The sequence below is a fragment of the Tepidiphilus thermophilus genome (assembly GCF_001418245.1).
In the GTDB taxonomy this organism is placed as follows: Bacteria; Pseudomonadota; Gammaproteobacteria; order Burkholderiales; family Rhodocyclaceae; genus Tepidiphilus; species Tepidiphilus succinatimandens.
On record NZ_LIPU01000011.1, the window covers coordinates 1 to 14,502 of the forward strand.

Annotated in this window: 13 protein-coding genes and 1 pseudogene; 5 read left to right on the forward strand and 9 right to left on the reverse strand. The window is 67.8% G+C overall.

Translation table 11 applies throughout. The features are described from left to right. Both ASC37_RS11760 and htpG read left to right on the forward strand, forming a co-directional pair. Nucleotides 1-210: pseudogene (locus ASC37_RS11760) on the forward strand (RNA-guided endonuclease InsQ/TnpB family protein); the annotation flags it as partial. Between the two features lie 36 nt (nt 211-246). Continuing rightward, nucleotides 247-2,160, forward strand: coding sequence for a molecular chaperone HtpG (htpG, locus tag ASC37_RS08555; RefSeq protein ID WP_055423990.1), 1,914 nt, complete (start codon nt 247-249; stop codon nt 2,158-2,160). Between the two features lie 33 nt (nt 2,161-2,193). Here htpG and fliN read toward each other — a convergent pair whose 3' ends face one another. The 9 genes from fliN to fliF form a co-directional block, all read right to left on the reverse strand. Beyond that, nucleotides 2,194-2,733: a flagellar motor switch protein FliN gene (gene fliN, locus ASC37_RS11930; RefSeq protein ID WP_055423991.1), complete on the reverse strand. Its 540-nt coding sequence runs from the start codon at nt 2,731-2,733 to the stop codon at nt 2,194-2,196. A 22-nt stretch (nt 2,734-2,755) separates the two neighbouring features. Continuing rightward, nucleotides 2,756-3,802 (reverse strand): flagellar motor switch protein FliM, encoded by a 1,047-nt coding sequence (gene fliM, locus ASC37_RS08565; RefSeq protein ID WP_055423992.1) that lies wholly within the window; start codon nt 3,800-3,802, stop codon nt 2,756-2,758. Nucleotides 3,803-3,820: 18 nt separating this feature from the next. Beyond that, entirely contained in the window at nt 3,821-4,411 is a 591-nt protein-coding gene (locus ASC37_RS08570; protein WP_072247967.1) for a flagellar basal body-associated FliL family protein, read from the reverse strand. A 95-nt stretch (nt 4,412-4,506) separates the two neighbouring features. Continuing rightward, entirely contained in the window at nt 4,507-6,036 is a 1,530-nt protein-coding gene (locus tag ASC37_RS11300; RefSeq protein ID WP_082438435.1) for a flagellar hook-length control protein FliK, read from the reverse strand. Between the two features lie 60 nt (nt 6,037-6,096). Further along, a complete protein-coding gene (gene fliJ / locus ASC37_RS08580) occupies nt 6,097-6,558 on the reverse strand; it encodes a flagellar export protein FliJ (RefSeq protein ID WP_055423994.1) in 462 nt (153 codons plus the stop codon). Nucleotides 6,559-6,569: 11 nt separating this feature from the next. Then, nucleotides 6,570-7,970, reverse strand: a complete 1,401-nt coding sequence (gene fliI / locus ASC37_RS08585) for a flagellar protein export ATPase FliI (protein ID WP_082438436.1) — start codon at nt 7,968-7,970, stop codon at nt 6,570-6,572. Further along, nucleotides 7,967-8,773 (reverse strand): flagellar assembly protein FliH, encoded by an 807-nt coding sequence (locus ASC37_RS08590; protein ID WP_055423995.1) that lies wholly within the window; start codon nt 8,771-8,773, stop codon nt 7,967-7,969. The genes fliI and ASC37_RS08590 overlap by 4 nt, the downstream gene beginning before the upstream one ends. A gap of 17 nt (nt 8,774-8,790) precedes the next feature. After that, on the reverse strand, nt 8,791-9,789 hold the full coding sequence (fliG, locus tag ASC37_RS08595) for a flagellar motor switch protein FliG (RefSeq protein WP_055423996.1): 999 nt from the start codon (nt 9,787-9,789) through the stop codon (nt 8,791-8,793). 1 nt (nt 9,790) lies between these two features. Continuing rightward, on the reverse strand, nt 9,791-11,491 hold the full coding sequence (gene fliF, locus ASC37_RS08600) for a flagellar basal-body MS-ring/collar protein FliF (RefSeq protein WP_055423997.1): 1,701 nt from the start codon (nt 11,489-11,491) through the stop codon (nt 9,791-9,793). Nucleotides 11,492-11,626: 135 nt separating this feature from the next. On the opposite strand from fliF, the gene ASC37_RS08605 reads away from it, so the two are divergent. From ASC37_RS08605 to fliE, 3 genes are read left to right on the forward strand one after another with little or no spacing between them, the layout of a single operon-like run. Next, nucleotides 11,627-12,754, forward strand: a complete 1,128-nt coding sequence (locus ASC37_RS08605; RefSeq protein ID WP_055423998.1) for a sensor histidine kinase — start codon at nt 11,627-11,629, stop codon at nt 12,752-12,754. Then, a complete protein-coding gene (locus tag ASC37_RS08610) occupies nt 12,751-14,136 on the forward strand; it encodes a sigma-54-dependent transcriptional regulator (RefSeq protein ID WP_055423999.1) in 1,386 nt (461 codons plus the stop codon). Before ASC37_RS08605 ends, ASC37_RS08610 begins: the two co-directional genes overlap by 4 nt. Nucleotides 14,137-14,174: 38 nt before the next feature. Further along, nucleotides 14,175-14,501 carry a flagellar hook-basal body complex protein FliE gene (gene fliE / locus ASC37_RS08615; RefSeq protein WP_055424000.1) on the forward strand — a complete coding sequence of 109 codons (327 nt, stop codon included), beginning with the start codon at nt 14,175-14,177 and terminating at the stop codon, nt 14,499-14,501. The last annotated feature ends 1 nt before the right edge of the window (nt 14,502 follow it).

A 14,502-nucleotide genomic window follows, 5' to 3' on the forward strand; every position in this document is an offset into this window, starting at 1 on the left:
CACGACCGTGACCTCAACGCGGCGATCAACCTTCAACGGCTGGCCACCGCAACGGCCCTACCCGTGGCGAGTCCGTCCGGTAACGGCGGCGCTACTTCAGGAGGGGTTCCTGAAGTAGTCGGGAAAGTCACGCCTGTCAGGCACGAGCACGGTCATCAAGACGGCTCGGGGCAGGAAGAGAACCGTGCGCACTTTTGCGTGCGTTTTTGAGAGCAGTTCCGAACGACGAGCGACAGGGGTGAAACGATGGTTGAAACGAACGGCGCAATGCGCCAGAAGATGGAGTTCCAGGCCGAGGTGCAGCAGCTTCTGCACCTGGTGGTGCATTCGCTCTACTCGAACAAAGAAATCTTCCTGCGCGAGCTCGTCTCGAACGCCTCGGATGCCTGCGACAAGCTGCGCTTCGAGGCGGCGCAGCATCCCGAGCTCTTCGAGGGCGACGGCGAGCTCAAGATCTGGATCGACTACGACCGCGACGCGCGCACCGTGACGATACGCGACAACGGCATCGGCATGAGCCGCGAGGAGGCGGTGGCGCATCTGGGTACCATCGCCAAGTCGGGCACGCGCGAGTTCCTGCAAAGGCTCGGCGCCGAGGGGCAGGCCGATGCGCGCCTGATCGGGCAGTTCGGCGTCGGTTTCTACTCCGCCTTCATCGTGGCCGATCGCGTCACCGTGCGCTCGCGCCGCGCCGGGCTGCCAGCGAGCGCCGGCGTGCTGTGGGAATGCGCCATGACGGGGGATGCCGCCGGCACCTTCGAAGTGACCGAGATCGAACGTCCCGAGCGGGGCACCGAGGTGGTGCTGCACCTGCGCGAGGGCGAAGACGAGTTCCTCTCGGGGGTGAGGCTGCGCGAGCTCATCCGCAAGTATTCCGATCACATCCTCTGGCCCATCCTGATGCGCAAGGAGCGCTGGGACGAGGGCCGCGGCGAGCTCGTCAAGGAAGAGGAATGGGAGCAGGTCAATCGCGCCTCCGCCCTGTGGGCCCGCCCCAAGCAGGAGATCGCGGAGGAGGAATACGTCGAATTCTACAAACACGTGGCGCACGACTTCGAGGCGCCGCTTTCCTGGGTGCATGCCAAGGTGGAGGGGCGGCACGAATACACGATGCTCCTCTACCTGCCGCAGCGCGCGCCGTTCGACCTCTTCGAGCGCACGCCGCGCCATGGGCTCAAGCTCTACGTGCGGCGCGTCTTCGTGCTGGAGGATGCCGAGCGGCTGCTGCCGCGCTACCTGCGCTTCGTGCGCGGGGTGGTCGACGCGGCCGACCTGCCGCTCAACGTCTCGCGCGAGATGCTGCAGGATTCGCGCGAGATCGAGGCGATCCGCGCCGGCGTCACCAAGCGGGTGCTGGGGCTACTCGAGCAGCTCGCCAAGAACGAGCCGGAGAAATACGCCCGCTTCTGGCGCGAATTCGGCCGCGTGCTCAAGGAAGGCATCATCGAGGATCCGGCCAACCGCGAGCGCATCGCCGCGCTCCTGCGCTTCGCGTCTACCCACAGCGACTCGCCCGAAGAGACGGTCTCGCTCGACGACTATCTGGGGCGCATGAAGCCGGGTCAGGAGCGCATCTACTACCTCACGGCCGAATCCTTCGCCGCGGCGCGCCACAGTCCGCACCTCGAGGCTTTCCGCAAAAAGGGGGTCGAGGTGCTGCTGCTCACCGACCGCATCGACGAATGGTGGGTGGCCTATCTGCCCGAGTACAAGGGCAAGCCCCTGGCGTCGGTGGCCAAGGGCGAGATGGACGCGGCGCTGCTCTCGGAAGAGGAGAAAAAAGCGCGCGAGGAGGCCGACGAGCGGCTCAAGCCGCTCCTCGAGCGGCTGCAGGCGGCCTTGGGCGAGCGCGTCAAGGCGGTGCGGGTTTCCTCGCGGCTCACCGAGGCGCCCGCCTGCCTGGTGGTCGAGGAGCACGAGCCGGGGATGCAGCTTGCGCGGCTGCTGCGTGAGCTCGGGCAGGACGCGCCGGCGCACAAGCCCATCCTCGAGCTCAATCCGACGCACCCGGTGATCGCAAAGCTGCAGGCGGCCTCCGACGAAGACTTTGCCGAGTGGGCGCTGCTCCTCTATGAAGAAGCGCTCCTCGCCGAGGGCGGCAAGCTGGAAGATCCGGCGGCCTTCGTGCAGCGCATGAACCGGCTGCTTCTTACGGCGTGACGCCACCATGGCGAGGCGCCATGCCTCGCCGCTTCAGCCGTGCTGGCGCAGCTTGCGCATCCGTTCGGCCGGCGTGATGATGTCGGTGAGGCGGATGCCGAACTTTTCGTTGACCACGACCACTTCGCCCTGGGCGATGAGCGTGCCATTGACGAGCACGTCCATCGGCTCGCCGGCAAGCCCTTCGAGCTCGATCACCGAGCCGTGCGCCAGTTGCAGCACGTCGCGGATCGCGAGTTTCGTGCGCCCCAGCTCCACGGTGACGCGCACCGGGATGTCGAGGATCAGCTTGAAGTCGTTGAGCTTGTCGGTCTCGCTGCCGCCGGTGCCGAATTCGGGGAAGAGATCCTTGGCCGGCTTGGCCTGGTAGGGGTCGCTCGCCTGCTTGAGCTCTTGGGCCACGCGCGCCATCTCGGCGTCGTGCTGCGCCTGCTCGGCGAGCGCCGCCGCCCATTCGTCTTCAGGGGTGGCGGCGCCGCCTTCGCCGGTCTGGGCCTGTTGCTGCTGCATGGCCGCAGCCCAGTCTTCAGCGCTGACCTTGTCTTCTTCCTGCGGGGTGTCGTTTTCGGCCATGGGGAGAATCCTCGCACGGGGATCAGGAGGGGGTTGAGGAAGCCGTTCCCGTCAGGGTCGGTGGCGGGGCGGAGGCTTCTTCCTCTTCCGGTTCTTCTTCGGCGACGAAGTGGTCGACCTCGAGCGCGTAATGCCCTTCGCGTGTGCCGTAGCGGCCACGCAACACCGGGATGTTCTCGCAGAAGAGGGTGGTGAGCTCGGGAATGTCGAGCGGGATGACATCGCCCACACGCAGCTCGACCAGATCGCCCAAGGTCATGTCGGCGTAGCCCAGCTCGGCGCGTAATTCGACTTCGGCCTCCATCAGACGCCGCCCGAGGTTGCGCGTCCAGCGCGTGTCCTGCGTCATCTGGTCGCTCTGCATGGTCGAGTAGAGGAGATCGCGTACCGGTTCGAGCATGGAGTAGGGCCAGCACAGCAGCAGGTTCGCCTGGCCGATGCCGAAATCCAGGGCGAACTGGGAAGTGACGACGATCTCGGAGGGCGTGGCGATGTTGGCAAACTGCGGGTTCATCTCCGAGCGCACGTAGTTGAGCTCGATCTTATAGACCGGCGCCCAGGATTTCTGGTATTCCTCGAAAACGACGTTGAGCAGCCCCAGGATGATGCGCTGCTCGGTGGGGCTGAAGTCGCGCCCTTCGATGCGGGTGCGAAAGCGCCCGTCGCCGCCGAAGAGGAGGTCGACCACGAGGAAGATGAGGTTGGGCTCCATCACGATCAACCCCGTGCCGCGGAAGGGTTTCATCTGCACCAGATTGAGGTTGGAGGGGATGACGAGGTTGCGCAGGAACTCGGCGTATTTCTGCACGTGCAGCGCGCCCACGGCCACTTCGACGTTGCGCCGGATGTAGTTGAAGAGTCCGATGCGCAGGTTGCGGGCGAAACGCTCGTTGATGAGCTCGAGCGTGGGCATGCGCCCGCGTACGATGCGCTCCTGCGTGGCGAGGTTGTAGGGGCGGATGCCGCCTTCTTCCTGCGGAGCAGTCTCCGGTTCTTCGCTCTCCCCGGTGACATCCCTCAGAAGTTCATCGACTTCTTTCTGGGTGAGGAACTCGCCGCCGCCGACCATGGTATGCGTCCGTCACGGTTACTGGATGATGAAGGAGCGGAAGAGCACGGCTTGCACCGGGCCGGTCGGCCCCAGCGCTTGCTGGCCGGGAGGCGGAGGGGGATAGCCGAGCACGCGGTTGATCTCGTCGGTGAGCTCGCGCGCGAGCTGCTCGCGCCCTTGCGGGGTGACGAGCTCCGAAGGGAGTTTGCTCGATAGCAACAGGTTGATGCGATGCTGCACTTCCGGGAGATATTGCTTGAGGACGGGGTCGAACTTCGCATCGGCCAGCCGCAGGACGATGATGGTCTGCAGGTAGCGTTCGCCTTCGCCGGGCGCGAGGTTGACGACGAAAGGATCGAGGGTGACGAAGACGGGCGGGGCCCCGGGGGTGACCATGACGGGGGGTGGGCTGCCGGGTTGGGCGGTGGCGGTCGCATGTGCGGTGTCGTTTTCACTCGATGCGGCCGCGCGCTGCTTGATGAGGAGCAGCGTAAGGGCGCCTGCTGCCGCCAAGGAAAGAGCGAGAAGGACGACGAGCACGAGGATGAGCAGCTTGGCCTTCTTGCTCATGCCTGCAGTCGGCTCGGCTGAGGTTTCGGTGGCGGGTTTTTCTTCCGGTTTGGCCATGGGTTTTCTCGCTTGCCCTCGTCAAGAGACAGGATAGCGAAACATTATCCCCCACCGAAGGCGGAAAAGCGCCCCTTCCCCGGCGCAATTCCCGTTCAGGCGTAGTGATCGATCAGGCTGGAGCCGGCGCGCGTGCCCTGCAAGGAAAGAGGAGCGGGATTGGCCCCCGCGCGTGGCGTCGTGCCGGGCAGTGGGCGGCCAGATGCGGGATCTTCCTGCGATTGCGCGTTCGAGCCTTCCCCTCCCGTACTCACGCTCGTCTGGCCCAGCGACAGACCGGATTGGGCGAGCTGTTCGCGCAGTTGCGGCAGGGCGTGTTCGAGGGCGTCGCGCGCGGCCTGGCTGGCGGCGACGAAATGGGCGGTGAGCTGGTCGTGGTTGAGCTGCAAGGTCACTTCGAGCTTGCCCAGCGAGGGCGGGGTGAGCTGCAGTTCGGCCTTGGTCTCGCCGCGGCCGGCCACCCAGACGAGGCGTTGCGTGGTTTCGCTCGCCCAGCGATCCGCGTCCGCGGGCGGGGTATGGACGGTGAGTACGGTCGGCGCCGAAGCATCGGCGCGGGACGAAAGGTGAGGATTGGGCGTGAATCCGTCGCTGCGTACGGTCGGGGAGGGGGTTTGCGTCGAATCGGCATGTTCCGCGCGGACGGAGGACGGCGTTTCACTGGTCAGCGTTTTCTCGGGTTTGAGGGCATCGGCTGGCGATTTTTCGCTGGGAGCGGCGGATGCGGCCGCATCGAGCAAGGGAGAGGGGTCATGTTTCCCGCTGGGGGAATTTTTTAGGGTGGCGCCGGCCTCGGCGGGGGATTCGGCGGACGCCGCTTCGCCGCTTTGACCTACTTCAGGAGTCTGGGCGCCTTCCTTGGGCGCGTTGGATAGTTTCTCGAGCGCCGCGCGCAGCAGCGCCAGAGGCGAGCCCGGCACGGCGTTGCTATCGCTAGCCGTCGGTGCGGCCGCAGCGTCGTCGTTCGGTGGTGTCGGCGAAGAGGTGCTGGGCAGTGCCAAATTCGCGTCGGGGGCGGCGCCCGAGGAAGGGGGGAATGCGGCGGCATCCGTGGCCGTAGAGCTCGTCTGCTGCTGGGCGCTGCCGTTCGTGGCGGCAAGAGTGGAAACGACGGGAGCGCGCGCTGCAGAGAGGGGCTTTCCGTCACCGTCCGCGGAGGGAAGCGCCTCGGAATGCCCCGCGCTCGCTGCCGTCGGCATGGCGGCTGCGGCAAGAGCTGCCGCTGCCGCGTCGGCAGGCGCGGCAACTTCTGCCGCCGTTCCAGGTTCTTCCGCCGACTTCTCTTTCTTGGAATCGGACTTGTCCGACGTGGCAGAAGGAGAGGCTTTCTCCTTCGCTGTCTCGGCCTTCGCGGGGGGCGTCGGTGCAGGATCGTCGTCTTGGGACGACTGCGGGGATTTTGCCGTCCCGCTCGCCTCGGCCGGCGCGGTTTGCGCCGTCTCGGCGGGAGCCGGCGCTGCCGCAGGGGCGGAGGATGAAGTTCCTTGCGACTCATGGACACGCCGCTCGAGGAGCCGGGCGAAGGTGTCGGAGGAGCCCGCGGCGGAGGAGCTCGGTATGCTGCCCGGGGGGTTCACCCCTAAAACCGGGTCGAGGCGGGCAGAGACGGCGGTTTGCAGGTTCATGACGGCCTCGCGAAAGGAATGGTCACCTTGCAGATAGCAATAAAGATGCCAGATTGAGGGTCAGCGCTCGTCAGCCCCTTCTTCACGGGCGCGACGGAGGTGTTTCTGGGACGCATGTTCGTCCAGCATCTTCTGCGCCAGTCGCTGGGCTTGGGCGAGCGCTTCGGCGTCGGCGCGCGCTTCCAGCACCTCGAAGGCGCGTCGCCGCGTGCGCACGGCCTGCCAGGCGCGGTGCGCCTCTTCCAGCCGTTGCGCACAGCGCGCAAGCTCCTCGCGCTGCAGGATCAGGGCGTCGTCGAGGCGGGCGAGGAAGCGGCGATGGTTGAGGATCAGCTCGGGCGAGGCGTCATCGCGCAGGGCCTGGCGCAGCCTTTCTTCGTATTCGTCGCGGAAACGTTCGAGCAGGGCGAGCTTTTCCTGCGCTTCGCGCTGGCGTCGGCTGCAGGCGCCCATGCGTTCGGCCGCCTCGTCCTCCTCGCGCTGGACCAGCTCTTTCAACAGGCGAAAACGGTTCTCGGCCATGATCTCGAAGCTCAGGAGAGCACGCGGCGCAGCCCGTCGAGCGCCTCGGCAAAGGGCACGGATTCGTTCATGCCCTGCTGCAGGAAAGCGGCCATCGCCGGCTGGCGCCGTACCGCTTCGTCGAGTTCCGGGTCGGCGCCGGGCTGGTAGGCCCCCACGGCGATGAGATCGCGTGCGCGCTGGTAGCGCGACCAGAGTTTCTTGAAGCGGCGTGCGAGTGCGAGGTGCTCTTCGCTCACCACTTGCGGCATCACGCGCGAGATGGATTGTTCGATGTCGATGGCGGGGTAGTGACCGCTGTCGGCGAGCGCGCGCGAGAGCACGAAGTGGCCGTCGAGGATGGCGCGGGCGGCGTCGGCGATTGGGTCCTGCTGGTCGTCGCCTTCCGTGAGCACGGTGTAGAAGGCGGTGATCGATCCCTGATCGTCGGCGCCGTTGCCGGTCCGTTCGACGAGCGCGGGTAGCCGGGCGAACACCGAGGGAGGATAACCCTTGGTCACTGGCGGCTCGCCCACGGCGAGCGCGATCTCGCGCTGGGCCATGGCGTAGCGGGTGAGGGAGTCCATGATGAGGAGCACGTGGCGCCCCTCGTCGCGAAACTGCTCGGCGATCGCCGTGGCGTAAGCCGCCCCTTGTAGCCGCAGCAGGGGGCTCACGTCGGCCGGCGCGGCCACCACCACGGCCCGCGCCAAGCCCTCGGGGCCGAGGTTCTGTTCGATGAATTCCTTCACTTCCCGGCCGCGCTCGCCGATGAGCCCCACGACGATCACCTCGGCCACGGTGAAGCGCGCCATCATGCCGATGAGCACCGATTTCCCTACCCCCGAGCCGGCGAAAAGCCCCAGCCGCTGACCGCGGCCGACGGTGAGCAGCGCATTGATCGCGCGGATGCCGACGTCGAGCGGCGTGTCGATGGGCGTGCGCGCGAGCGGATTGATCGGCGGGGCGAAGAGCGGACGCAACGCGGCGCCGGCAAGCGGCCCCTTGCCATCGAGCGGACGGCCCGCCGCATCGACCACGCGCCCCAGCAACGCTTCGCCTGCGGGGAGGTGCTTGGCACGGTCGGGCGAAGGGGCTTCGGGGACCTCGTCGGCGTGCAGCGCAATGGGCGGCGGTTCGGGCGGCAGGACCCGCGCCCCGGGCGCGAGGCCATAGACCTCCTCGGTGGGCATGAGAAAGAGCTTGTCCCCCTGAAAACCCACCACTTCCGCTTCCACGGTGCCGCCGGTGGGCGTTTCGATGCGGCAGCTCGCGCCCAGCGGCAGCTTGAGGCCCATGGCCTCCATCACCAGCCCGTTGATGCGCACCAGCCGCCCGGCCGGGGTGAGCACCGGCGTGCGGCGCAGCGCCTCGCGCCAGGTGCGCAGGCGCCGGCGCAAAGGGTCGAGGACGAGCGTTTCGGCCTCACTCATGGGGTACCTTCCCCGCCATCATCCGGCACGTCGGTTTCTTCTTCCCAGTTGGCGCTCTCGGGCCAGAGGCGGGCGACGAGGCGGCGCCAGCGGGTGGGCACGGTGGCATCGACGACGTGGGAATCCGATTCGACGAGGCAGCCGCCGCGCCCGATCGCGGCATCGGCAACGAGCCGGTGCCCGCCTTTGGCAAGTTCCGCTTCGAGCGCTTCGCGGACCAAAGGGAGATCTTCGGGGTGGAGGCGGATCGTGAGATGCGGCGCCCCGTCTTCTTCGAGCAGGCGGCGCACGAGGGAGACGATGCGCTCGGGGGAGGTGCGCAGCTCGTCCTGCAGCACGCGTCGCGCGATTTCCACGGCCAGTGCGGCGATCTCCTCGGCGAGCGTCTCGCGCGTGCGTTCCGCCAGATGTTCCAGCCCTTCGATCAGGGAGGCGGCCAGCGCCAGGCGCTGCTGCCATTGCGCTTCGTACTGCGCCCGAGCCCGGGCTTCCCCTTGGGTTCGCCCTTCGGCCTCGCCCTTGGCGTAGCCCTCCTGATGGCCCTGGCGCCGACCTTCTTCCTGCCCCTGGGCAAGCCCTTCGGCGCGGCCGGCGGCAAATCCTTCCTCGTGGCCGGCGGCGAATCCTTCGCGGCGGCTCTGCTCATAGAGGGCTTCGAGTTCCTCGACCGTGGGCAGCTGCACCCCTTGGCGCGCCGCTTCTGCGCCGGCTGGTGGCTGGTCGCGGCGGTTTTCCGCCTCGTCGAAGGAAGGCGGCTGCCAGGGACGGTAGAGGCCGGTGGCCTGATGGCGGTCGATCGGCATTCAGCGCGCGCTCCGGCTCACACGAACCCCTCTTCGCCGCCCTTGCCGGGCAGGACGATCTGCCCTTCTTCGGCCAGACGGCGCACGATCTTGAGAATCTCTTTCTGCGCCGCCTCCACTTCGGAGACGCGCACCGGCCCTTTCGCTTCCAGATCCTCGCGCAGCATCTCGGCGGCGCGCTGGGACATGTTCTTGAAGACTTTCTCGCGCAGCTGCTGGGAGGCTCCCTTGAGGGCGATGACCAGCTGGTCGTTCTGCACCTCGCGCAGCACCGTCTGCAGGCTGCGATCGTCCATGTCGATGAGGTTCTCGAAGACGAACATCTCGTCAAGAATCTTCTGCGCCAGGTCGGGATCGTATTCGCGCACGGCCTCGATGACCTCGTTCTCGAGCTGTGCGCCGGCGAAGTTGAGGATCTCGGCCACGTGTCGCACCCCGCCCATGGCCTTGCTTTTGGTGCTGGAGGCAGCGTTGGCGAGCAGGTTGCCCAGCGCCTCGTTGAGCTCCTTGAGCGCCAGCGGCTGCACGCCTTCGAGGGTGGCGATGCGCAGGATCACCTCGTTGCGCAGCCGCTCCGGGAAGTGCTTGAGGATCTCCGCCGCCTGGTCGAATTCCAGGTGCACCAGGATGGTGGCGATGATCTGCGGGTGCTCGTTCTTGATGAGATCGGCGGCGGTGGCCGGATCGAGCCACTTCAGGCTCTCGATCGCGGCGGTGTCCGAGCCCTGCATGATGCGGGCGATGATGTGGCTTGCCTTGTCGTCGCCCAGCGCCTGGGTGAGCATCTCGCGGATCTGCTCCGGATCGGGTTCGATCGGAGCGCCGCGCTGCACGTATTCGATGGCCTCGTCCAGCACCGGTTCTACTTCCTCGCGCGGTTTGGCCGGCAGCGCGGCCATGACGGTGCCCAGTTTCTGCACTTCCTTGGGACCGAGGTTCTTGAGCACCTCGGCGGCCTCGGCCGGCCCCAGGGTGAGCAGCAGCAAGGCGGCGCGTTCGACGGCATCTTCACTCATCTCAGCGTCTCTCCGCGGTACCGAGCCACTCTTTGATCATGTTGGCGAGCAGCTTGGGATTGTTCTGGGCGATGCGCCGCAGCTCGGCCACCTTGCGCTCGAACGGATCGCCGGGCCTGACCGTGCCCAGCTGCACGATCGCGCCTTCCTCTTCTTCCTCCGCGCCGGCCGGCGGCACCGCGGTGGGAGCGCCGGGCGCCGGCGTTTCGGCCTTGGTGGCGACCGTGCGCACCAGCGGCCGGATCACGCCGAAATAGACGATCACCAAGGCCACGGCCAGCAGCAGGTAGCGCAGCACCTCGCGCACGATCTCGACCATGACCGGGTCGTTCCACAGGCGTTTCCACCACGGCACGGGCGGCTCTTCGATCTTGCCGGCGAAGAGCGCCCCGGAGACGGTGATGCTGTCGCCGCGCGTCGGGTTGAGCCCCACTGCATTCTGCACCAATTTCTCCAGCTGGGCGAGCTCTTCGTCCGAAGGGATGGTCTTGACGCCTTCGCGCGTGGTCTCGGTCTTCTGGTTGATGACCACGGCCACGGTGAGGCGGCGCACGTCGCCGAGCGCCTTTTTCGTGTGCTGGATGGTGCGGTCGAGCTCATAGTTGATGGTCGCCGTGCGTTCGCGCTTGCCCGTGGGCGCCGCCGTCGCCGTACCGGTACCGCCTTGGCCGACTTCCGGCGTGGTGATGGGCGCAGTGGCGGGCACCGGTGGCTGGTTGGTGAGCGCGCCCGGCACGCCTTGCGGCGCCTGGTCGCCGCCGTAGCGCTCCTCGATGTGCTGGCTGCGGATCGCCTGATCCGGCGCCGGATTGGGACGGTAGGATTCGCTGGTGAGTTCCGTCTGGTTGAAATCGACCTCGACGGCCACCTGCGCCTTGAAGTTACCCGCCCCGACGATGGGTTCGAGGATGGATTCGACGCGCCGTACGTAGGCCGATTCCAGCTCCTGGATGAAGGCGAGCTGCTTGGCGTCCAGATCCCCCTTGTTCTGGTCGGGCGAGCGGGTCAGGAGATTGCCCGACTGATCCACCACCGTGACGCGATCGGGCGTGAGCTCTGGCACGCTCGAACTCACCAGATGCACGATGCCGGCAATCTGCGCTTCATCCAGCACCCGGCCCGGACGCAGCGTGACCATCACGGAAGCCGAGGGCTTTTCCTTGTCGCGCAGAAAACCCGTTTTCTTGGGAATGGCCAGATGCACGCGCGCGGCCGACACCGCGCCGATGTTCTGGATAGTGCGCGCGAGCTCTCCTTCCACCGCGCGCTGGTAGTTGATCTGCTCGGCGAACTGGGTGATGCCCAGTTTCTGATTGTCCATCAGCTCGAAACCGACGTTGCCGCCGCGCGGCAGCCCCTGCGCCGCCAGCCGCAGGCGCAGGTCGTGCACCTGGGAAGAGGGCACCAGGATGGCGCTGCCGTTGTCGGAAAAACGATACGGCACGTTCATCTGCTGCAGGGTGGTGACGATCGCCCCGCCGTCGCGCTCGTCCAGATTGGAGAAGAGCACGGCGTAGTCGGCGGGCTTGGACCACAGCAATAGCCCCACGATGAGGGCGATCGCCAGCGCGAGCGCCGCGCCGGCGGCAAGTTTCTGCTGCAGGGAAAGCGCCTTGACGCGCTCGAGCAGGTTCGCCAGCGCCGGCGGCAGGCGGGTTGCCGCGGGGGCTTGGGCGGTCAGCGTCGTGTCGGCCTCGGCCATGATGTCGTCTCCTGCCGCGAGGGCAACGGTCTCAGGCTGCATTATCGCGCCTCGGGCGGCAAGCCGTCGTGGAAATAACGGCAAAAATCGCCGGCAATTCCTGCCGCCGCCGCTTTGTCGTATAGTAGGAAAACCATGACCGCCGATTCCGCCGCCTCGCTCACGCCCGAACAGCTCGCGCGCGCCTTCGAACAGTTCGCCCGCGCCTCCGACGCGCTCACGCGCTCCTACGAGGCGCTGCAGGCGCGCGCCCAGATGCTCTCCGAGCGCCTCGAAGTGCTGCTGCAGGCGCTGCCGGCCGGCGTGCTGGTGCTCGATGCCCAAGACCGCGTCGTGCAGGCGAACCGGGCGGCCAAGGCGCTGTGGCCCGGCCTCGAGCCGGAAGGGCGCGCGTGGGCAGAGCTCGCCGCCACGCTCCGGCCGACCGACACGCCGCAGGAAGTGGAGTTACCCATGCCCGGGGGCACGGCCCGCCGGCTCAATCTTTCCTGGGCCGATCTCGCCGCCCACGGCGGGCGGCTGCTGCTGCTGCACGACGTCACCGAAGCGCACCGCCTGCGCCAGGCGATGGAGCGCAACCTGCGGCTCGCCGCCATGGGCGAGATGGTGGCGGCGCTCGCGCACCAGCTGCGCACGCCGCTTGCCGCCTCCATGCTCTACGTCGGCAACCTCGCCGCCGGCGAACTGCCGCCCGAGCGCCGCGCCCAGCTCGCCGAGCGGGCGCAGGAGCGGCTGCGTCACCTCGAACGGCTCATCGGCGACATGCTGCTCTTTGCCCGCGGCGAAGGCGGGGCGCGCGGTCCGGTGGCGCTGGAGACGCTCGCCCGCGACGCGCTGCACGCACTCGAACCGCTCGCCGCGGCCAAACGCGCCCGGCTCGAAGGGCGGCTCGAACCGCTCGCCGGCGCCTGGGTCCAGGGGGACGCCAAGGCGCTCGCCGGCGCCCTCACCAATCTGCTGGAAAACGCCCTGCAGGCCATCCCCGAAGGCGGCACGGTACGCCTCGAAGGGGAACGTGAAGGAGCGCGCGCGCGTCTTGGCGTGAGCGACGAGGGCCCCGGCATCCCCGCCGACAAGCTCGAGCGCATCTTCGAGCCGTTCTTCACCACCCGCAGCGAAGGCACGGGCCTGGGGCTGGCGATCGCCCGCGGCGTGGCCCGCGCGCACGGCGGCGACATCGAAGCCTACTCCCGCCCCGGCGAGGGCAGCCGCTTCGTGCTCTCGTTGCCGCTTTCCCCACCGCCAATGGAGCCAGACGCATGAGCGAACCGCTGCCGATCCTCATCGTCGAGGACGACGCGAACCTGCGCGACGCCGTCGCGCTCACCCTGGAAGTGGGCGGCTACCGGCCGATCGCCGTCGGTTCCGGCCCCGAGGCGCTCGCCGCCCTCGAGCGCGAGCCGGTGGCCATGGTGCTCACCGACCTCAAAATGTCCCCCATGAATGGGCTCGAAGTGCTCGAAGCGGTGCGCCGGCGCCTGCCGCAGCTGCCGGTCGCCCTCATGACCGCCTATGGCGACGTCGCCAGCGCCGTGGCCGCCATGCGCGGCGGCGCCTGCGAATTCCTCCTCAAGCCCTTCGAGCCGGCGGCGCTGCTCTCCCTCGTGCGCAAGTACGCCCAGCCGGGAGGCGACGACGAACTCGTCGCCGCCGACCCCGCCAGCCGCCAGCTGCTGCAACTGGCCGAACGCGTGGCCCAGACCGACGCCACGGTGCTCCTCGAAGGCGAATCGGGCGTAGGCAAGGAAGTCTATGCCCGATTCATTCACCGCCACTCCCCGCGGCACGACGGGCCGTTCGTGGCCATCAACTGCGCCGCCATCCCCGAGCACCTGCTCGAAGCCACCCTCTTCGGCCACGAGAAAGGCGCCTTCACCGGCGCGAGCACCGCCCAGCCCGGCAAGTTCGAGCAGGCGCAGCACGGCACGCTGCTGCTCGACGAAATCTCCGAGATGCCGCTCGCGCTGCAGGCCAAGCTCCTGCGCGTGCTGCAGGAAAAGGAAGTCGAGCGCCTCGGCGGCCGCAAACCGATTCCCCTCGACGTGCGCATCCTCGCCACCACCAACCGCGACCTGCCCGCGGAAGTCGCCGCCGGGCGCTTTCGCCAGGACCTCTACTACCGCCTCGCCGTCTTCCCCTTGCGCATTTCGCCGCTGCGCGAACGCCCCGGCGACATCCTGCCGCTCGCGCAGCGCTTTCTCGCCGTGCACGGCGCGCGCTTCGGCAAGAACGGCGCCACGCTCACCGACGAAGCGGCACGGATCTTGCTTCAATACGGCTGGCCCGGCAACGTCCGCGAACTGGAGAACACCTTGCAGCGCGCCCTCATCCTCGCCCCCGGCAGCGTGATCGACGACGCGGCGCTTGCCGCCTGCCTGCCGCTGCGTGCGCCGTCGCCCGCCGCTGCACCACCGGAACCGGCAGGCACTGCGGCAACTCCTGCCCCGACGGCAGCAGAAGGGGAGGGCAGCGCCCAGACGGTGCGCGAGCGCGAACGCGAGCACATCCTGCGCGTGCTGCGCGAAGTGGGCGGCTCGCGCAAGCGCGCGGTCGAGCGGCTCGGCATCTCCGAGCGCACGCTGCGCTACAAGCTGCAGCGCTACCGCGCCGAAGGCTACGCCATTCCGGGCGACGAACAATGCTAGAATGAACGAAGGGCCGGTGAAGGACAGGAGGCACGACCATGGACACCAACGGCATCAACCAACTGCTCGCCGAGATGCAGCGCGCCCAGGCGCTCGCGCAAGGCAAGCCTGCGGCCGCCGAAGCGCCGCAGGAAGCCGGTCAGGTCGATTTCGCCTCCGTGCTCGACTCCGCCCTCAAGGACGTGAGCCAGGCGCAGGGCCAGGCGCAGGAGCAGGCCAACCGCTTCAGCGCGGGCGACCCCAGCGTCGACCTGCAAAACGTCATGATCGACCTCGAAAAGGCGTCGCTCGCCTTCAACCAGATGGTGCAAGTACGCAACCGCCTGGTGAGCGCCTACCAGGACATCATGAACATGCCGGTGTGAC